A 17,762-nucleotide genomic window follows, 5' to 3' on the forward strand; every position below is an offset into this window, starting at 1 on the left:
GAGCCGGGCTAGCGGGCGGCATCGTAGATCTGCCGCGCGCGGTCGTAGTCGATCTTCGTCGCGCCGCTATGGGGTGCGACCGTGACGAACGAGCCGATTTCGGCCGGCGTGAACGACCAGCTTTCCGGCAGCCCGAGCTTGCGCTTGGCGGCGCCATCTGCGGAGTTACAGTTTCCGCAGATGAGCGTCTGAGGAAACCGCCCTGCCCCATGACAATGATGTCCAGTCAGGGTCACGGTGAACCCCATGCCATGCTCGTCGCCATAGCGGGCGCGCCAGGATGGCCCGCGGATTTCAGTCCATCGGACTAGTTCCGGCGCAGTACGGTTGCACGAGGGGCACCTCCATTTGCTGCGGACCGCCTCGAGAAAAAGGATTCGACAGTGCATTCCAGTGAATGCAGCGAGCTCAGCAGCGGTCGGAATGCGAGAATATTTCTTCGTTTTGATCACAAAGCTCACCCCCTTGTCGACACCATGCAGCGTCGGTCTTGTAACATCCACTGCTGAACGTCGGCCGACACTCGCTGACGGCCTACGGCCCAGGCCGTCGGAAGCGCCGCGCCCGCCGCGCTGAACGAGGGGGACGCCGCCCCTCTCCGGGCAAGGGCTGGACCATCTCCGCGCGAGCGCTCAGCTTGGCGATCGGAGGGGTGTTTAAAGGGCCGCTAAGTCAAATTAGAGCTCCAAAGCGGACATTCCGCTATCCACATCCCTTGACAGGAGGCACCCTCCCAGCAGCCTCGTCCGGATCTCACACAGGTCATCTACCGGGGCTTCTCTCCTTGGAGGGCCGCAACAATCTCCTTAGAGAGACTTGTCGCTAACTTAGATGCGGAGGGTCGGTCTCCAACGGCAATGCGATCGCCCAGCACGCGATGCAACTGCGCGAGTTCAACCGACAAATTGCCATCGGGAATACCAAGACCGCGAAGCTCGGCCGCCGCAAACAGATCAAGCGCCCCGGCAAGCTCGGGCTCGGCATATAGCGCAGCGCTTCCGCCCGCCCGCCAAAGCATCGCGAGTTCGGCCGAGCGCACCTGTACCGCATCCGTTGACCGATCCTGTGCCAACGTTGACGACGGAGGCGCGGGAGGGTTCTCCCCCCTGCCCCGCAGCTCCTCGCGTCCAATCGCTGCGAGCTGGTAGCGCAGGAGGCGAGTCTCCGAGGTGTCGCTGGGCGACGGTCGATATTGGCTAGTCAGCAGACGAGCCAGTTCGGCCGAGCCGATGCTGCTCGCGGTTCGGCGCCAATCTACGAGCGCCCTAGTGGTCGATCGCCGGTCTGCCGGCTGGTTGAGGACGAAGCGCTCCAACAGTGGATCGCTTATCACTTCGGTGGGCAGGGCCGCGCTGTTGCCGATCGAGGCGGCATGGGCGTAGGCGGCGATCTGCGCGATCGTCGCCTGACCCTCGCCGATCTGGTCGAGGCGGCGCAGGATCTCGTCCTGGTTCGCCTCGATGCGCCGGTTCGCGCGCGTCAACTCGTCCACCTGGTCGTGCATGCGCGCGAGCGCGTCGGCGATAGTCGCCAGCGCGGTGGCACTCGCATCCCCCGTCATCGGCGAGGTCCACTACGATCGTGCGAGCGGTCCCGATCACGACGGGCGCGGTCGCGCTCTTCGACCTCATGGAGAAGCGCTGCGACTTTGTGCGGCGGTTCGCTCACAGTTTGAGGAGGGACTTCAGCCGTCGCGCGGTGCGACCGTCTGTTCCCGTCCACGGCAAGGGCCTGGTCACCATCCGCATCAACCGCTGTTCCCCTCGTCCGGGATGGATCAAAAGCTCCCCTGCTCCGCGCGGTTGCATCGCTCAATCTGGTCATCGCGGTGGCGAGGACGTCGGACTGGTCAACCGCTTCTCCCCGCTCCAGCGGCGCGCGATCGCGGCTGCCTGTGGCGTGCTGTTTTTCGACGCGGCTCGCAGTTCGGGTCGAATTTGGTTCTGGTTCAGGCATCGCGTCGACGAACCGTTGCAGGCTCAGCGCGATCGTCTTGTTGACGAGCGATGGTGACGTGGACAGCTCGAGGATCGACTGCTCATAAGCGGCGCGGACGACGGCCCGCTGCTCGGCGAGCACGCTGCCAACTGGATCGATCCTGCCGGCGGAACGATAGCGATCGGCCCGGGCCTCACGCGTCCGGTCGAGGCGAGGAACCTGCCCTTTCTCTCGCACCTTTTGCGCGGCAATATGCTCGCGCGTCGGATCGAGTCCTCTTGCTTTGGCCGGCGTAGCGTTCGCCTCGACGCCTCGATCCCGCAGCTTCTCCGCGAACCGCTGGCGATAGCGGAAGAGGTCCTCGCGGCTCGGATGGAACCGACGACCGTCGTGGTCTCTGCGCGCGATGGTAAGATGAACGTGCGGATGATCGCGGTCGATGTGGAGCGCGGCGACCCAACATCGGTTCGCGAATTCGTCCCGGGCAAAGTTTAACGCCGCGGCCTGCACCCTTTCCGGATCGGTGCCGGCCGGCATCGAGAGGATCATCGACAGCGAGGTTGCACCCTTTCGGCGGGCATCGTCGCCCATCTCGTATTCGTGCCACTCTCGCGCGAGTTCCTGCATCTCGCGACCATCGTTGATGACGTCGCCCTCGCTGGTGTGAAGTTCCAATTCCTTCTCCAAGCCATGCCCCAATCTGCTGATGTAGGCGAAGTTAGCGAGGACGTGTCCGGCGCCATGCTGGCGACCGGTGACGCGCACCATGACCTCGGGTACGCGTCGCGCCGTCCGCTCCATGGTTGCGATCGCACGCCGGCTCACTGCTGCCTGATGACTTCCGCCGAACGCCTGCTTCGTTTTGGCTGAAGCGCGATATGCTCCGCTTGTTTTCGCAGCCTTGGGAAACATGGAAGCCACGGCGAGTGCCAACATGGCGCCGCCACTTTTGAGCGCTCCACTCTTCCCTCCCCCGGCTCCCAGCCGGTCCTTCTTGGCTGGCGAGAACACGCCCGCCATCGAGTCCAGCGTCCCGGAAGACAGATGGAAGCTCATCGTCGTGCCTCGGCATAGGCACCGGTCCAATAGGCTACCTCGCCGCCGATGTGGCTCGCGAGAGAACGTCTCGTCGCCACCAATAGCGCACGTAGCTCTGCGCACGTTTCGAGGAACGGCTCGGCGATCCGACCGAGGTCAAGGGTGCTGTCCGGCTGGTTCGCGGCGTTCATAGCGTGGACCGCCTGGTTGATGTTGCGCCCGATCGCGAGGACCTGCTTCCGCAATCGGCCGAGTTCGAGGCTCGTCGCCGGCGCAAGCCGTAGCCGGGCGGCTTTGTCCCAGAGCTGCCATCGCAGCGCTCGCTTGATCCACTCGTTGCGGGACAGACCCATCGGGGCACCGACGCGATCGATCGCCTCGATCTCGCTTCGGGAAAGACGGACGGTGACGCGGACCAGGTCGCTGGCATGGCCCTCGCCTGCTGCAGCGATCGGCAGGTGATCGTTCTCCGGCAGCAACACGGCCCGTGCGATGACCGTGGCCACCCACGCCGCGCGCGATTGACCTTGCGCAGCCGCTACCCTGTCGATCTCGGCTGATAATTCATTCGACACCCTGGCCGACACGATCATCTTCGAAGCCCCGTGCAGCGGCGCTATCGAGAACCAATGTCTACATTGGTGCCAGATGGCATATCCTGCCATCCCTAGTAAAAACCCATCCTCCCTCGAACAATCATTCCTATGGAGCAAATTCACTCCAGACGCGGAGTAGAAGGAAGATGCGGAGTGTGCGACCTCGTCAATGGCCTCCGGAACCCGCAGTGCGGATGGTTGCACGCGAACTGGACTCGAAGCGCATGACATCGTTCGTCCAGCAGCGCGTCATCGAAGGAGGTCACCGCACTGTGCTTGGATTGGAGTTGAACAATGGCGCGACCACAAAGGCTCGATGATCTCGCATCCATCGAGGCACGCCGCGAGGTACTGCGTGCGGAGTTGGCGGACCTCGATACGCGGGCGAAGGCGGCGGAACAGGCCGCGCGAGACGCCGGGCGATCGACGCTCCTGGAAGCCCTGGACCGCGTTAAGATCGCCGCGATGAGCAAGCATGAAGCACGGTCCATCGCCAACGCCATCGGGCAATATGGAGGTAAGGTGATCGCAGCGCAGTTGTCCTCGCTCCAGGCGGCCTCGGCGCAGCCCGGCTAAGGAAGGCCAGTCGCAAGTTTGGTATCTTTCCGAACGAAGGGCGATCTCGGCAGTTCTGGTGTCATGACGAGAGCGGAACGCCTGCTGGCTATCGTGCAGACGCTGCGGGGTCGACATACCCCGGTCACCGCCGCCGCATTGGCGAGCGACTTCGATGTATCCGAGCGCACGATTTATCGCGATGTCGGTGTCTTGATCAGCCGAGGTGTCGTGATCGAGGGGGCAGCCGGCTACGGGTACATACTCAAGCCGGGTAACTTCCTCCCACCAATGACGTTCGCCCCGGATGAAGCCGACGCGATCGTGCTCGGCCTGCGCTACGTTATGCGGCGTGGAGATGCCGCCCTGAGCGATGGCGCCCGTAGCGCGATGGCGAAAATTGCCGACGTCATGCCCGATGGTGCAGCGAACCAGGCGCGGTCCAATGGTCTGGTAGTGGGACCGGCCGGGTCGCCGCATGGCGACGTGCTGGCCACAATCCGGAACGCTATCCGCCGTGGACGCAAGCTGACGTTTGCCTACACCGATGCGGAGGAGCGATCATCATCACGGACGGTGTGGCCCGTCGCTCTCGGTTTCTTCGACAATCTCGAGATGCTCGCCGGCTGGTGTGAAGACCGGGAAGCATTCCGCCACTTCCGTCTCGACCGGATGCGTGATGCACGGGTCACTGATCATCGCATTCCACTCGGCAGCCATCGTCTGATGTCCCGCTGCCGTGAAGTCGAACCTGATGTCGCGCTGTGACGCCTCCTGACAAGAATTGTCAGTCGGTTGGCATATCCCGGAAGATCTGGATCGAGGAGTGAGCAATGTTCGTTATATTGGGCGCGACAGGGCATGTCGGATCGGCAACCGCTCGAACGCTGCTGGAGCAAGGTGAAGCCGTCACGGTCGTGACCCGCGACGCAGAGAAGGCCGGCAATCTTCGCGCGCTGGGCGCAGAGGTCGCGGTTGCTGACGTCCATGACATCGCGACAATAAGGGATGTCTTTCGCCTCGGAAGGCGACTGTTCCTGCTCAATCCACCGGCCGCGCCCGACACCGACACGGATTGCGTCGAGAAGGAAACAGTGCGCCATCTGCTGGCCGCGCTCGACGGCTCCGGTCTCGAGAAGGTCGTCGCGGAATCCACCTACGGCGCACAAGCCGGCGACCACCTCGGCGACCTCAACACTCTCCACGAACTGGAGCAGGGTCTGGGCGCGCAGCCGATCCCACACAGCGTTATCCGAGCCGCCTACTACATGAGCAGCTGGGACATGATGGCAGCGTCGGCCCGCGAAAGCGGCACACTGCCGACCATGTTCCCGGCCGACCTCAGGATCCCGATGGTGGCACCGGCGGACCTCGGCAGGGTAGCAGCCAGGCTGCTCGTCGAACCGGCAAGGCATACCGGTATCCGCTTTGTCGAGGGGCCGGAGCGCTATTCCTCGACCGACGTTGCCCACGCGTTTGCCAGCGCGCTCGGCAAGCCCGTGAACCCGCTCGTAACCCCGCGTAGCCAGTGGGAATCGACCTATCGGCAACTGGGCTTCTCCGAGCCTGCTGCCAAATCATATGCCCGCATGACCGGTGTCAGCGTCGATGGAAACTTCGAGATGCCGGACAATCCGATCCGCGGCACGATAACGCTGCAAGCGTATGTCGATGCTCTTTGTTCGAAGCTTTGAGACTGCCGAGCTGGCTTCGAACGAGCAGCTGCCAGCCGATGTGGGCGAGCGCTCTTCCGACCATCCGGTACGCGTTGAAATCAACTGGCCGGTTTATCTCGGCGAGCCCAGCCCCATTGAGCGAAAGCATGAAAGTCTACGCAAGGCGTGTCTGCGGCGCTCGAGCCAAGCTGGAGGAAACGTCGGCTGCTTCCCTGCGCCGATACGGCGCGTTGGCTCGTGCCCGTGACCCCAGCCGGCACGCCGAGGTGGGCATCATCGACGGCTGACGCCGACAGGAAGCCTTATCAAGGCATCCCTGGAGGCTTTGTGGTGCCATCACCTTACCCCCTGGCGGAACGAACGATCTGGCTGGGAGCGTGCGGTTACCTGCGTTCGTTGTAACCGCTTGCTCCGTAGCTGGGGTGGCGCCGTGCGGCGTCTTCCCCCCTCCCCTGCCCCCTCGATATCAAGCGGATGGATCAAGCCACAGACGTTCCCTACTTCTTCTTGGCGCGCGCGGCCTCGGCTTCCTCTGCAAGATCGAGCAGCAGGCGCATGGCCTCGCCCTTCTTCATGCGATGCCGATAGGCAAAATCGTCATAACGTTCACGGTCTTCCGGCGTGGTCCGGATATGGAAGTTAGCGGTGTAGACCGCCTCGCGCGCGGGAGCGCTCGGACGCTTGTTTGGCGCTTCTACAGGTTCCGACTTGAAGCCCAGCTTCTCCCCCTGCCCTCGCCGCAGCACGCTGCTGCGGTGTCGGCACAGGGATGTCGTCGTCCTCATCGAGTGAGAAGCTTGCGAGCCCGGGGCGGCCAGTGCCGGAGGTCATGCCGGAACCTTTTCATTCAGGAGGTTGAGGACATCGAGCGTGAAAGCCGCCGCGTTCGAGCGAGCCGTGGTCAGCGAGCCGACATCGGTATTCTTCAGGCTGGCGAGCGTTCCCCCGAGGCTGAAGAGCGCCCGAAAGGCGCCGCGATCGGCTAGAGCCGTGTTGATCACCGGAATGCCCGCTTCCTGAAGACCGGCGATGATCTGCTTCAGGTCACGGGGCCAGAGACGATCGGATGCCTGTGTCTTGGCGAGTACCGCGGCGAACTTCAGGGGGTTTCTCGATGCTTCGAGACCTGACGCACGTTCTTGAACGCCCGAGCGGCCTCGTTCGAGTCCAAGGCCGACCCTTGCATCGGGATCAGTGCGAGATGGGAGACGAGGAGAGCATTGGTGACGCGGCCGGACGCCCTGCCCTCAAGGTCGACGATTACGAACTTGGCCCGCTTGCGCGCTTCCGTGATCGTATCGATGATCGTCTCCTCGTCGACCTCCTCGATAACCTCGATGTTGTCGGGCTTGCCGGGTAGCGCCGCCCATTTCGAAAGTGGGAAGTTCGGATCGGCATCGATCAGGATCACGTTCGCGTCTTGGGCGGCGAGCTCCGTCGCGAGCAGGAGCGCTGTCGTGGTTTTGCCCACGCCCCCCTTCGGAGACAGCAGCGTGATAACAGGCATTCGAGTCTCCGATGGAGCGAGTGAGGCGTGACGAACCGTTCGGTTAAGACGCTCCTCGCAGTTCGGCAAGTCACAACGGTTATGAATGATACAACGGTTCGATGCGGCGCAGCGGTTACAGCGCTCCGTCAGGTACTTAACGCGGAGCTCGTTCGTGACGGAGCAACGCAGCGCTCAGGCACCCGCGGCATCGCGTAACACTTCAATCGACAGGGTCAGGCGTTGCGGGTCAACGAGCCACTATGCCGCCACCGCTCCGCGCGGGTCGCACGGTTCGCGCGGATCGCGCGGTTACATGCTATCACGTAGAAGCAGCCTCGATGACCTCAACGTCTGTAACTAAGTCGTGCACGGACCAGTCGAGGCCACGAGACCGAAAGCGCTGCGGAACCTCGCTACCCCTGCCACTTCAGCGGTTACGGCGGTTGTAGGGGACGCAGCTGACGCAGCGGACGCCTCGCTCCCAGCGGTTACGACGCTCTCCGCAGTTACAGCACTCGCAACGGATACAGCGGTTCGCTTCCGAGACGCCAGCGGGAAGCCGCCCACCACGGGACCTCTATCGACGCGGACGCCTCATACCTCAGGCGAACCCGCGTAACACCTGCGAGACAGCGGTTACACGTAACCAGTCGCTCGTGCGTGAATGTATCGGCGTTAGGAGACTGCCGCGGTTCAGGCCTTCAGAGTGATGATCCGCCCCGTGTGCATCCGGACGAGCGTGCTCGAGACCCTGAGCGATGGTACCAGAGCTGTTAATGAGCCAGACAACAGGCAGCGGTTACATGTGAGACGTCGGTTACGGCGGGTCGCGGGGAGCGAAGGGCTACTTTGGCCTATTCGAACGTTCCCCTCGGGAGAGGCAATGATGCCTTATCGAGCCCGAACACCGCATGCGTCCAGAAAGAGCCGGCGATGTCGTCCGTCACCTCGAACCCGCGCCCTAGCTCCACCCAGAGAGACCCGAGCGTGCACGCATGCTTCCGGGTCGGCCGCAGGGCAGGGGGCTATCTGCGGCGACTCCGGCGTCGATCGCTGCGATACCGACGGGTCATGAAGGTGGTCGCGCGGTCGGACTGAGCATGGGAACCTCATGGGGTAGGTCTCGGACGGAGTGGGCGGGACGGATGGCTAGGTCCGGGGTCACAGGACCGCGTAGCAGACGCGGCTCCGGGCGCGGGGGTGCCGAATTGCGGGTCAGGCAGCGAAGCGGACGGATGCGCAACTTGGGGGGGACCGCGCATCCTTGACGCCGGCTCCGACCAGCCGTCAGACTGTCCGGGACCTGAGAACGCATAATCTCAATCTTGAAAGGGTAGGGGAGGAAGATGAGTACGCCGACCCCGACCGAACTCCGCGCGACACTGGTCACGTTGATTGCCGGCGCGACCGAGACCCGCACAAGCCGCTGGGACAAGCTGATCGGGGAGGTCGAAATTCTTCCGATCGTGTTCAATCCGCGCAGCAACTGGCGCGTCGCGGTGCGGGGCGAGGGTGATGATCGCGACGTGATCGAGAAGGCGGTCGAGCTGCTCCGCGGCGAGCACCCCTATGTGAGAGCGGAGTAAGGCCCCGGCAGCTAGCCGCCGGGGCATCGAGGCTACCACTCGTCGGCGCACAGGATGGTGAGGACGCGCACGGTCTCGAACGGGTCAGCGGGGTTCTCGGAGCCATTGTCGAGGTTGCGGTCGTAATAGTCGATCTTCCACAGGCACGGCGTCCCCTCGAAGTCGAACGCACCCATATCGCGGTGTCCGTGGGGGTCGATGCTACGCTCGAAGGTCTCGTGGTCACGGACGGTGCGCAGCAGTTCCGCGCGCTTGCGGAACCCCCGGAACAGCGCCACGTCGCCGATCAGGTTGGCGACCCCCGCTGTCATGACGATGCGGTTGGCTCCTGGGCTTGTAATGTTGGCGCGCAGCCAGTCGTTCAGCCGGGCGATCTCGGCGTGATCGATCGGTGCGCGCGCGGGCTGGGGTGTATCCTGGGCCATGATGGTCTCCTTGCCTTCAACCCCGCCGATCGGGGCCTTTCGACAGGCGACAGGACCGCCGGGGCATAGCGCGCCCATGCACCCGAAGGGTCGCAACGAGAGTGGAGAAGCCCGCCCGCGGGCTTGCCTGGGTGCGCGCCGCGGCGAGGACATCGGAGCCCGAAAAATACACCGGGCACGGTGGGGGGAGGGGGGACCGACCGAGAATCCTGGATGCTGGACGCCCGCCGCACCGTAGGACTATCGTGCCTCCCGTGGAGAACGGCGCCGACATCATTGCCCTGTGGCCTCGCTGGATGGACAGTGCGGGCGCGATGCTGCGGTTGAACGCGCTGGTCCGGAGCCGTTGCGTGAAGTGCGGGACGCTTCTCCGCGTCGAGCTTGCCGATGTCGTGGCGCGACATGGGGCGGGCCACTCGCTCGTCGACCGACTGGAGCGCTGTCGGATGGTCGGCTGCCTCGGCTCGACGATCTACCTGGCCTCCAGAACCTATGGTGGCCACTGGACGACGCTGCTGCGCGATCCGGTTCTGATCGGGAGCCTGGGCGCGCTGCCTCCTTCGCAAACGGCGACGGGCTGATGTGCAATCGGTATCGCATCTCGGCAAAGCAGGCGGCCGTCGTGCGGGCGTGCGGGTTCGATGCCCCGTATGCGCCGGATGAGGAGTTCCCGCCGGCGCGAGAGATCTTCCCGACGGGGAAGAAGACCGCTCGACATGGCCCCTGTCGTACGGCGAGCGGCCGGCGGAAACCGGCCGCTCGAGATCGTTCTGATGGAATGGGGTTTCCCGACGAAGATACCGAGCAAGCGAAACCCAGAGGTCAAGCTCGACAAGTACGTGACCAACGCGCGCAACCTGTCGTCGACTATGTGGACGCGGTCGCTCAAAACACCCGACAGACGCTGCATCGTGCCGTTCACGCATTTCGCGGAGCCGCATCCGGACGGCGGCAAGGGGGATGACAATCTACCGAAACAGATGTGGTTCTCGCTGCCGGACCAGCCGATCGGGTTCTTCGCCGGATTGTGGCGGCCGACCGAGCGCGGCGAGGCGTTCGCCTTCGGCACGACCGAACCCAACGAGACCGTGAAGCCTTGGCATCCCAAGGCGATGCCGGTGATCCTGCATCTTCGCGATCTGCTCACCTGGCTCGACGGCAGTGCCGAAGAAGCGTCGGCACTGGTGCGGCCCTATGACGGGGCGATGCATCACCAGGTCGAGACGCCGCGGGGAGACCTGATCGAGGTCGACGCCTGACAAGGCATCGGGGCGGGTTCGATGCCCGCCCTGATGCCTCTAGGGTGACGAGAGGGGAGGGGCCTTTCGGCCCCCGTGCAGATCAGGCGAAGGGATCGTACTCGTTGACGATCGTAAGCGAGCTGTCGTGGTCTTCGGCGGTGATGACCGCATATTGGGTACCGACGGCGATCACCATGGTGGCGACCATCAGGCTCCGGGCGAGGTTGAGGGCGTTCTTGCGGGCGATCCAGATGTCGTTGAACATGTTCGAGGCTCCTGTGAAGCCGGCGGGGTTCATCCCCGCTCGACAGGCGCCCGACAGGACGGGGAGGGGCCGCGATCACTTTCTTGCGGCACGCAAGAAAGCCGTAGCGAAGCGCCCGGACCCCTTGCGGGTTGATCGAACAAGGCCCCGACCCGGCCCAAGGATTGCGCCTCCAAGAGCGGGGTGAAGCACGACGGCCGGACGCCGCCTGGGCAGCGCTGGACCGCCCGACACGCGCACCCCACCCGGTGCATCGATCACCACCTCAGGCTGCGCGCCCTTCCGCGTCTCTGTCGATCAGGCATTGCACCGCGCCGCACGGCCGGTCCCAGCGGCATCGTTGGCGGAAAGATGTTTCCGGTTCTCGGAAAGAGATTTCCGTAGACGAGCGCTCTCGTCAGTCGATCGTCACCCGAATGGGCCGAGACCGCCCGCGGGCTCGGCGGAGCGTCAGCGGAGTAGAGCGACGGTCCCGGCCGCCAGGCCGGGAGACGCCCCGTGACCTTGCTTTGCCATCATGTCCGTTCGCTTGGACGTGACACATCGCTCAGAACCGGCATCAAAGAGCTACGCGTGGACCCACGTGTGAAGTTCTCGAAAACATCCAGGCGATCGTATAGTGTTCGAACCATGGAGGAGCTGCCGGGTCGGCATGGACGGTTAAGTCCTAATCCCTTTGGTTTCGTCGATCACGCCGCCTTTGCTGGTTTCGGCGTCGATCTTGTCTGGGGCGTCGATGACAATGGCGACGTCGTCCACATCAGCGCCGCGCGACGCGGATTGAAGTGTCGATTGAGCTGCCCTGCCTGCAAGGCCAAGCTGATCGCTCGCAAGGGAACGAAGAAGGCCGCGCACTTCGCGCATCAGGGCCTCAACTCCGGTTGCGGAAGCGGCCGAGAAACCAACGCGCATTTCTGGGCCAAGCAGCTCCTGATAGAACGAAAGCGAATTTGGACGCCGGTGGTGACCGCGGTCGTCGACGGGATCTCGCGAGAGGAAAGCGCGGCGAGATGGATGGAGTTCAGCGACGTGCGCTCCGAGCGTGGTCTCGAGCGGATCGTCCCGGACATCGTGCTGATCCTGGCCGACGGGCGCGAGCTGATCGTCGAGATCTGCGTGACGCATCCGTGCGGCGAAGACAAAATCGCGCTGATCCAGTCCAGGGGCTGGCCCGCGATCGAGATCAACCTGCGCCATTTGCGGACGAGCCAGGACATGACGGCGATCGAGCGCGGCTTGCTGCAGGAAGCGCCGCGAACTTGGCTCTGCAACCCCAGGCGCGATCGGGCGGAGGAGAGGCTGCGCGCGGAGTTGGCCGCTGCTGCCGCGAAACGGGCATCGGCTCTGCAACGCCGGGCAGCGCAGGAAGCCGACCGGAAACGCCGCGAGGCCGCGGCGATCGAAGCGGCGGGCAGGGACCTGCTGGACGCCGTGGCGGTCGCACGTCGGCACGTCCGGCCTGTTGCGGACAGCGCGCTTGCGCAGCTGATCGCGAACGATGGCGGCGAGCTGATCGGGATCTCGGATGCTGGCGCGGGGTGGTCCGTCACGCGAGAGGAATGGCAGGCCAGGCTGCTGGAGCAATTCGTCGTCGTCTCCGATCCGCGCACATTCGAAGATCGGACGTTCTCGCTGGACAGTACGATCGACTACCTCGAACCGTTGATCGCGCCTTCGTTCGTCGAACCGCCAAACGCGTCGATACACGCGTGGGTTCGCAGGCATTATCCCGAGATTCGGCTCCCGCGCGAGGCGGTGGAGGACTATCTCGAGGCGCTTTGCATGGCCGGTGCCCTGCAGTCGGAAGGAAGCGGCGTTTATGGCCTGCCCGAGGACTTCTCGCAGGAGCTGAAGCGGGAGCAGCGCCGTCTGCTCGAGATCGATCGGCGCACCGAAACCGCGCATTCGCTCATCGATGAAATGCTCGCCGACCTGCCGATCGCGGAGACGGTCGATTTCGAGCCACAGGATTGGCTGAAGCGCGCTCTCCCGGGCGACGTCCATTCGCCTGACGATCTGCTGGTGGCAGGCGGCACTCCCTGTAGCGACCTGATGACGACGTTGCGCGCGCTTGCCGCAATGGTCGCCGGCGGTGAGGAGGCAGTCGATGACCTTTTGGGCCTGCCGCTCGAGGGAGCCCGCTACCGGGCGATCGAGCGGGGCACGGCGCGGCGGGCACGCGAGGCCGCAGACCGGGTGGAACGACTGCGCAGCGCGGCCACACGCACACTGGCGGCAGAGGCTGCCTCATGGCTGCTCACACCGCTCGAGGGATCGGACGACACGCCGCTGGCATTAGGCAGCCGCGCGGAAGCCGGTCTGAATCTGTGTATCGCGACGCTCGCCAGGATCGGCGAGCGTCGCGAGGCAGATCGTGCTGAGGCCGTAGCGATTGCCGCCCGACGCGAGAAGCTGAGCGTTGCGGTGGCGAAACTCTACCCGTCCGAGTTGCGCGAATTCGCCGTCAGGAATCACGCGACCGCACTCGGCTGCTCGCCATGGGAGGCCTGCGGGACCAATCATGGCCTCGAACTCGCGATCCGTACGCTGACCCTACAGGCAGGGACGCGACGGCGACGCTGATAGTTCGGGTTCGCTAGGGCTGCTCTCCGGACGCTGTAGACCGGTCTCAGTGAGCGGCCTGTTTCAAGCCCGAATGCTACAATCGTCGTCCGCAGGAGCGCAAAGGACGCGGTTGGGTGGCGGTTACGATCACGCCGTGGGCGTTGCGCCGCTGCTTTCTCGACAAATTTTAACTGATGACGCTGCGCCCGCCTGCCTCGAACAGCAGATAACCGGCATGGAAGAGAATGCACCAGCCGACTTCCTCCAGCACGCCGATCATATCGCCGTAGTTTCGGGCGGCTTCTTCTGGCGAATAGTGACCGATCGAGTCCGAGAATTCGACTCCGCAGGCCTCGAGATCGCGCGCAAGGTCAAGCGCGTCTTCGAGGGAGACGCGATGCCCAAAGATATGAGCGAAATCGTTTCTGAAGTCGTTGAACCGATCGAATGCCTCGCGATCTGAGGCATCGATCAAGCCATGCTTTTCAAGCAACTCGGTCTTTGCGGGGAAGCTCAATCTGTAAATTTTGTCGTCGGCCCGAACCGTGCTGATAAACTCGAGCAGGATGGCCTCCAGCGCGAGATGAATCTTCATTACCAGGGCGATGACCTCTGAATCATCGCCGAGGATCTGATTTGAGATGATGTCGTCGAGCTCAACCCGGCGGCTCGGCCTACGCATGCAAGTCCATCAAGATCGTCCTCCAGCCGCGGTGGGAGTGTGCTTCTCGTAAGGTCCGCCGGACTCCTGACAATAATGCCGGTACCACCATTCGACCTTCGTAGCGCGAAGCAGCGCGTAGCTTCAAACGGCCTGATCGTCGGGTTCGACGTGCAAGAACGTCGCCTTGCCCAGATGGCCATTTTGACGCCGATTCCAACGATTGTCATGCTAGGACGTGTTGATGACAGAAGCGCTTTAGAACGGAACGCTCAATTGCCCGATACGTCTCGCGAGATGCTGGATGCCTACCTTGACCGGATGCGTGAGATAAGGGCGACTGGGGGCGCTACCAACGAGACGTCCTACTACGGCGCACTCGAAACGTTGCTCAACGGCGTTGGACGCCAGCTCAAGCCTCGAGTCATCGCCAACGGTCAGATCCGCAATCAAGGGGCGGGCCACCCCGATTTCGGCCTCTACGGTCAATCGCAATGCCGAGGGTCGGAGCCGGTGAGCGGCAGCGGGGCCTTACCCGAGCGAGGCGTAGTCGAAGTAAAGGGCTTAGCCGAGGAGACATGGTTCACGGCCGGCACGACGCAGGTTTCTCAATATTGGGACCATTACGGTCTCGTTCTCGTTACCAACTACCGAGCCTTCCTATTGATCGGACGCGACGCACAGGGTCAGCCGGTTCGGCTGGAGCCGTTCAGTCTCGCCGCCAGCGAGACTGACTTTTGGGATCTTCGCTACGCAGCCGATAGCGTGCTCGACGGGCTGGGGGAGGCGCTGATCGATTATTTGAGGCGTGCCTTAAGCTATATGGCGCCGTTGACGCGTGCGTCCGATTTGGCGTGGCTTCTCGCCTCATATGCTCGCGACGCTCTGCGCCGCGTCGAGGCAAGTGCCGGCTTGCCCGCTCTTCAGACCGTTCGCTCGGGCCTCGAACAGGCGCTCGGATTGCGCTTCGAGGCTGCCAAGGGCGAGCACTTCTTCCGGTCTACACTCGTTCAGACCATCTTCTACGGCATCTTCAGTGCGTGGGTGCAATGGGCCCGGCTGCAGCCACCGAACACCGTGGCGCGCTTCGATTGGCACGCGGCCGGCTGGACGTTGCATGTGCCGATGGTTCGAACTCTTTTCGAGCAGGTGGCGACGCCGAGCCGGCTCGGGCCATTGGGGTTGGTCGAGGTGCTGGATTGGACGGGCAACGCGCTCAACCGCGTTGACCGAACGGAGTTCTTTGCTGCCTTCGACGAAGGACAAGCCGTCCAGTATTTCTACGAGCCGTTTCTGGCTCACTTCGATCCGGCGCTGCGCAAGCAGCTCGGCGTCTGGTATACGCCCCCCGAGATCGTCCGCTATATGGTCGCACGGGTAGACCTGGCGCTGCGCGAGGAACTCGGCATTGCGGAAGGCTTGGCGAGTCCGGCTGTCCACGTTCTTGACCCGTGTTGCGGCACCGGATCGTTTCTCGTCGAGGTGCTTCGCGTCGTTGAGCAGCGGTTGCGGGATCAGGGCGAAGACGCGCTTGTTGCGCATGACCTAAGCGTCGCGGCGCGGAACCGCCTGTTCGGCTTCGAGCTGATGCCGGCGCCCTTCGTCGTCGCGCATTGGCAGATTGGGATGCTGCTCGCTCAGGCCGGCGCGCCGCTGTCCGGCGATCAGCGCGCGTCGATCTATCTGACGAACGCGCTGACTGGTTGGACGCCACCCACAGGACCGGTCGAGCAGCTTTTGCTGCCCGAACTGCAGCCGGAGCGCGATGCGGCCGAGCGGGTCAAGCAGGTAGACCCGATCCTCGTGATCATCGGCAATCCGCCCTACAATGCTTTCGCCGGCGTCAGCCCCGACGAAGAGGAACAGCTCGTCGATCCGTACAAGGCGGGTTTGCGGTCCGACTGGCAAATCAAGAAATTCAACCTCGACGAGCTTTATGCCCGCTTTCTGCGAGTGGCGGAGCGACGGATCGTCGAGGGGTCCGGACGCGGGATCATCAGTTTCATTTCGAGTTACTCCTATCTGAGCGACCCGTCGTTCGTGGTGGTGCGGCGTCATCTTCTAGAGGGATTCCAGCGCATCTGGGTCGACAGCCTCAATGGCGACAGCCGCGAAACGGGCAAGCGGACGCCCGATGGGTCTCCCGACCCGTCCGTCTTCTCGACCCCGCTCAACCGTGAGGGGATCAAGCTGGGGACGGCGGTAGGCATGTTCGTGCGCACAGGCCCAGCCACGGAACAGGCTGAGGTGAGGTATCGGCAGTTCTGGGGCAGCAGTAAGCGCGAGGAGCTCCTCGCGACGCTAGATGATGGCGACCTCGATGCGGGATTTGAGGTAACGGCGCCAACGCCGGCAAACCGGTATAACTTCCGCCCTCTCGGGCCTGCGTCGGCTTACGACAATTGGCCGGACTTCCTCGCGCTCGCCGAAGCAGAACCATTCAGTGGACTTGCTGAAATGCGTAGGGGCGGCTTGATCGACTCAGATCGCGACAAGCTGGCCGAGCGCATGAGTCGATACATGGACCCGACTGTTAGCTTCGAAACCTTAGCAGCAGAGGGAACCGGGCCAACTCGGCCGGCCGGCCGGTTTGATCCTGAGCCGGCGAGAACGCGTCTGTTGGCGCGAGAGACGTTTCAGCCGGACAATATCGTACGATACGCGCTGCTGCCTTTAGATACCCGCTACGCGTACTACACTTCTACTCGACCGATCTGGAATGAGCCACGTCCCGATCTCGTAGCTGCGGCACGGGATGGTAATTCATTTCTCGTCAGTCGAATGATGGCCGAGCGGCCGCGTGAGGGTTTGCCGGTCCTGCCAGTCACTGCGCTACCGGATTATCACCTTCTGCGCCCCAATATCCGCGCCTTTCCACTGCGGCTGCTCGGTGTCGACGGACCCCAGGGCGATCTTCTGGCGACGTCGAGCGTACGTGCGAACCTCTCCGCCCGCGCACGTGCCTGGCTCATTGGGCTGACTTCCGGCGATCCAGACACTGACCATGATCTCGGCGATGCGCCTTGGTACCATGCGCTCGCCACCTCGGCCTCACCGGCGTGGCTAACGGAGAACCACGCCGCTATCCTGAGCGGCTGGCCCAAGGTGCCGCTGCCGGCGGATCTAACGCGGCTGCAGGCTTCGGCGCAGCTTGGGCGCCAAGTGGCGGCGCTGTTGGATACCGAGCGTACCCATACCGGCGTGACCATACCCCCTTACGATGCTCCGTACGGAATGCTCGGTCGGCTGATGCGCGTCGGCGGCGGAGCGCTGGGTCCAGCGGATCTTGCCGTTCTTGGCTGGGGAAGCGGCGGTGGCGGGGCGGCGGTCATGCCTGGGAACGGCGATGCGCGGGTCCGTCCCGCCTACGATGCCGAAGAAATGGAAGCGCTGACGACAGCGGCGGAGCGGCTGGAGGAAGATATCGACGCGCTGGTACACCGTCTCGGCAATCCCGTAGACGTGCACCTGAACGACACGGCCTACCTCAAGGGCGTTCCATCGGCGGTCTACGAGCAGCTTGTCGGCGGATATCAAGTGTTGAAAAAATGGCTCTCCTACCGAGATCAGGAAGTCATCGGTCGTCCCCTTGCGGTGGCGGAGGTGCGCGAGGCCGTCGGGATCGTGCGTCGTCTAAGTGCCTATGTGCTCCTGCAGCCGGCGCTCGATGCCAGCTACGTTGCCATCCGCGCGCAGGCGTTCGACTGGTGAAACGTCGCCCACTAAG

19 protein-coding genes are annotated in these 17,762 nt (G+C 63.7%); 8 read left to right on the forward strand and 11 right to left on the reverse strand.

Annotation, left to right across the window (positions count from 1 at the left end; all coding sequences use genetic code 11):
• Positions 1-8 precede the first annotated feature (8 nt).
• The 4 genes from H5J25_RS20145 to H5J25_RS20160 all read right to left on the reverse strand — a co-directional run bounded on the left by H5J25_RS20145 (position 9) and on the right by H5J25_RS20160 (position 3,569).
• Entirely contained in the window at positions 9-461 is a 453-nt protein-coding gene (locus H5J25_RS20145) for a hypothetical protein (RefSeq protein ID WP_225883586.1), read from the reverse strand.
• Positions 462-766: 305 nt separating this feature from the next.
• Positions 767-1,561, reverse strand: a complete 795-nt coding sequence (locus tag H5J25_RS20150; RefSeq protein ID WP_202096666.1) for a hypothetical protein — start codon at positions 1,559-1,561, stop codon at positions 767-769.
• Complete coding sequence (locus H5J25_RS20155; protein ID WP_202096667.1) at positions 1,558-2,994, reverse strand: relaxase/mobilization nuclease domain-containing protein; 1,437 nt, start codon at positions 2,992-2,994, stop codon at positions 1,558-1,560. Before H5J25_RS20155 ends, H5J25_RS20150 begins: the two co-directional genes overlap by 4 nt.
• The gene (locus H5J25_RS20160) at positions 2,991-3,569 is read right to left on the reverse strand and encodes a ribbon-helix-helix protein, CopG family (protein ID WP_202096758.1); all 579 of its coding nucleotides are present in this window, start codon (positions 3,567-3,569) and stop codon (positions 2,991-2,993) included. The genes H5J25_RS20155 and H5J25_RS20160 overlap by 4 nt, the downstream gene beginning before the upstream one ends.
• A 297-nt stretch (positions 3,570-3,866) precedes the next feature.
• Between H5J25_RS20160 and H5J25_RS20165 the strand changes: the two genes are divergently transcribed.
• The 3 genes from H5J25_RS20165 (at position 3,867) to H5J25_RS20175 (ending at position 5,821) form a co-directional block, all read left to right on the forward strand.
• Positions 3,867-4,148 (forward strand): hypothetical protein, encoded by a 282-nt coding sequence (locus H5J25_RS20165; protein WP_202096668.1) that lies wholly within the window; start codon positions 3,867-3,869, stop codon positions 4,146-4,148.
• A 63-nt stretch (positions 4,149-4,211) separates the two neighbouring features.
• The gene (locus H5J25_RS20170) at positions 4,212-4,895 is read left to right on the forward strand and encodes a helix-turn-helix transcriptional regulator (protein ID WP_202096669.1); all 684 of its coding nucleotides are present in this window, start codon (positions 4,212-4,214) and stop codon (positions 4,893-4,895) included.
• 65 nt (positions 4,896-4,960) lie between these two features.
• The gene (locus H5J25_RS20175; protein WP_202096670.1) at positions 4,961-5,821 is read left to right on the forward strand and encodes an NmrA family NAD(P)-binding protein; all 861 of its coding nucleotides are present in this window, start codon (positions 4,961-4,963) and stop codon (positions 5,819-5,821) included.
• Between the two features lie 479 nt (positions 5,822-6,300).
• Here the strand turns inward: H5J25_RS20175 and H5J25_RS20180 are convergent, their stop codons facing one another.
• The 3 genes from H5J25_RS20180 to H5J25_RS21030 form a co-directional block, all read right to left on the reverse strand.
• Positions 6,301-6,588, reverse strand: a complete 288-nt coding sequence (locus tag H5J25_RS20180; protein ID WP_225883587.1) for a hypothetical protein — start codon at positions 6,586-6,588, stop codon at positions 6,301-6,303.
• A 42-nt stretch (positions 6,589-6,630) separates the two neighbouring features.
• Entirely contained in the window at positions 6,631-6,804 is a 174-nt protein-coding gene (locus H5J25_RS21025; protein WP_225883588.1) for a hypothetical protein, read from the reverse strand.
• 98 nt (positions 6,805-6,902) lie between these two features.
• A complete protein-coding gene (locus H5J25_RS21030) occupies positions 6,903-7,310 on the reverse strand; it encodes a ParA family protein (protein WP_225883589.1) in 408 nt (135 codons plus the stop codon).
• A 1,328-nt stretch (positions 7,311-8,638) separates the two neighbouring features.
• Here H5J25_RS21030 and H5J25_RS20190 point away from each other — a divergent pair.
• Complete coding sequence (locus H5J25_RS20190; RefSeq protein ID WP_202096671.1) at positions 8,639-8,878, forward strand: hypothetical protein; 240 nt, start codon at positions 8,639-8,641, stop codon at positions 8,876-8,878.
• Between the two features lie 32 nt (positions 8,879-8,910).
• Here the strand turns inward: H5J25_RS20190 and H5J25_RS20195 are convergent, their stop codons facing one another.
• Entirely contained in the window at positions 8,911-9,303 is a 393-nt protein-coding gene (locus H5J25_RS20195; RefSeq protein WP_202096672.1) for a DUF3768 domain-containing protein, read from the reverse strand.
• A 254-nt stretch (positions 9,304-9,557) separates the two neighbouring features.
• Between H5J25_RS20195 and H5J25_RS20200 the strand changes: the two genes are divergently transcribed.
• Both H5J25_RS20200 and H5J25_RS20205 read left to right on the forward strand, forming a co-directional pair.
• Positions 9,558-9,884, forward strand: a complete 327-nt coding sequence (locus H5J25_RS20200; RefSeq protein WP_202096673.1) for a hypothetical protein — start codon at positions 9,558-9,560, stop codon at positions 9,882-9,884.
• Between the two features lie 135 nt (positions 9,885-10,019).
• Positions 10,020-10,562 carry an SOS response-associated peptidase family protein gene (locus tag H5J25_RS20205; protein ID WP_263973992.1) on the forward strand — a complete coding sequence of 181 codons (543 nt, stop codon included), beginning with the start codon at positions 10,020-10,022 and terminating at the stop codon, positions 10,560-10,562.
• Between the two features lie 82 nt (positions 10,563-10,644).
• Here H5J25_RS20205 and H5J25_RS20210 read toward each other — a convergent pair whose 3' ends face one another.
• On the reverse strand, positions 10,645-10,809 hold the full coding sequence (locus H5J25_RS20210; protein WP_199743313.1) for a hypothetical protein: 165 nt from the start codon (positions 10,807-10,809) through the stop codon (positions 10,645-10,647).
• A gap of 660 nt (positions 10,810-11,469) precedes the next feature.
• On the reverse strand, positions 11,470-11,721 hold the full coding sequence (locus H5J25_RS21035; RefSeq protein WP_225883617.1) for a hypothetical protein: 252 nt from the start codon (positions 11,719-11,721) through the stop codon (positions 11,470-11,472).
• Here H5J25_RS21035 and H5J25_RS20215 point away from each other — a divergent pair.
• Positions 11,602-13,392: a competence protein CoiA family protein gene (locus tag H5J25_RS20215; protein ID WP_225883616.1), complete on the forward strand. Its 1,791-nt coding sequence runs from the start codon at positions 11,602-11,604 to the stop codon at positions 13,390-13,392. The genes H5J25_RS21035 and H5J25_RS20215 overlap by 120 nt on opposite strands.
• A 169-nt stretch (positions 13,393-13,561) precedes the next feature.
• On the opposite strand, the gene H5J25_RS20220 is transcribed toward H5J25_RS20215, so the two are convergent.
• Positions 13,562-14,056 (reverse strand): hypothetical protein, encoded by a 495-nt coding sequence (locus tag H5J25_RS20220; RefSeq protein WP_202096675.1) that lies wholly within the window; start codon positions 14,054-14,056, stop codon positions 13,562-13,564.
• 75 nt (positions 14,057-14,131) lie between these two features.
• Here H5J25_RS20220 and H5J25_RS20225 point away from each other — a divergent pair, with 75 nt between their 5' ends.
• Entirely contained in the window at positions 14,132-17,746 is a 3,615-nt protein-coding gene (locus H5J25_RS20225) for a type ISP restriction/modification enzyme (protein ID WP_225883591.1), read from the forward strand.
• Positions 17,747-17,762: the final 16 nt, after the last annotated feature.

Origin of the sequence: Sphingomonas aliaeris, from assembly GCF_016743815.1 — a bacterium.
GTDB lineage: Bacteria > Pseudomonadota > Alphaproteobacteria > Sphingomonadales > Sphingomonadaceae > Sphingomonas > Sphingomonas aliaeris.

What these genes read in the sequence shown, in the direction of transcription:
- H5J25_RS20150 (WP_202096666.1), bottom strand. Translation starts at nt 1,561, where the DNA reads ATGACGGGGGATGCGAGTGCCACCGCGCTGGCGACTATCGCCGACGCG.
- H5J25_RS20155 (WP_202096667.1), bottom strand. Translation starts at nt 2,994, where the DNA reads ATGAGCTTCCATCTGTCTTCCGGGACGCTGGACTCGATGGCGGGCGTG.
- H5J25_RS20160 (WP_202096758.1), bottom strand. Translation starts at nt 3,569, where the DNA reads ATGATCGTGTCGGCCAGGGTGTCGAATGAATTATCAGCCGAGATCGAC.
- H5J25_RS20165 (WP_202096668.1), top strand. Translation starts at nt 3,867, where the DNA reads ATGGCGCGACCACAAAGGCTCGATGATCTCGCATCCATCGAGGCACGC.
- H5J25_RS20170 (WP_202096669.1), top strand. Translation starts at nt 4,212, where the DNA reads ATGACGAGAGCGGAACGCCTGCTGGCTATCGTGCAGACGCTGCGGGGT.
- H5J25_RS20175 (WP_202096670.1), top strand. Translation starts at nt 4,961, where the DNA reads ATGTTCGTTATATTGGGCGCGACAGGGCATGTCGGATCGGCAACCGCT.
- H5J25_RS20180 (WP_225883587.1), bottom strand. Translation starts at nt 6,588, where the DNA reads ATGAGGACGACGACATCCCTGTGCCGACACCGCAGCAGCGTGCTGCGG.
- H5J25_RS21030 (WP_225883589.1), bottom strand. Translation starts at nt 7,310, where the DNA reads ATGCCTGTTATCACGCTGCTGTCTCCGAAGGGGGGCGTGGGCAAAACC.
- H5J25_RS20190 (WP_202096671.1), top strand. Translation starts at nt 8,639, where the DNA reads ATGAGTACGCCGACCCCGACCGAACTCCGCGCGACACTGGTCACGTTG.
- H5J25_RS20195 (WP_202096672.1), bottom strand. Translation starts at nt 9,303, where the DNA reads ATGGCCCAGGATACACCCCAGCCCGCGCGCGCACCGATCGATCACGCC.
- H5J25_RS20205 (WP_263973992.1), top strand. Translation starts at nt 10,020, where the DNA reads ATGGCCCCTGTCGTACGGCGAGCGGCCGGCGGAAACCGGCCGCTCGAG.
- H5J25_RS20210 (WP_199743313.1), bottom strand. Translation starts at nt 10,809, where the DNA reads ATGTTCAACGACATCTGGATCGCCCGCAAGAACGCCCTCAACCTCGCC.
- H5J25_RS21035 (WP_225883617.1), bottom strand. Translation starts at nt 11,721, where the DNA reads ATGCGCGTTGGTTTCTCGGCCGCTTCCGCAACCGGAGTTGAGGCCCTG.
- H5J25_RS20220 (WP_202096675.1), bottom strand. Translation starts at nt 14,056, where the DNA reads ATGCGTAGGCCGAGCCGCCGGGTTGAGCTCGACGACATCATCTCAAAT.
- H5J25_RS20225 (WP_225883591.1), top strand. Translation starts at nt 14,132, where the DNA reads ATGCCGGTACCACCATTCGACCTTCGTAGCGCGAAGCAGCGCGTAGCT.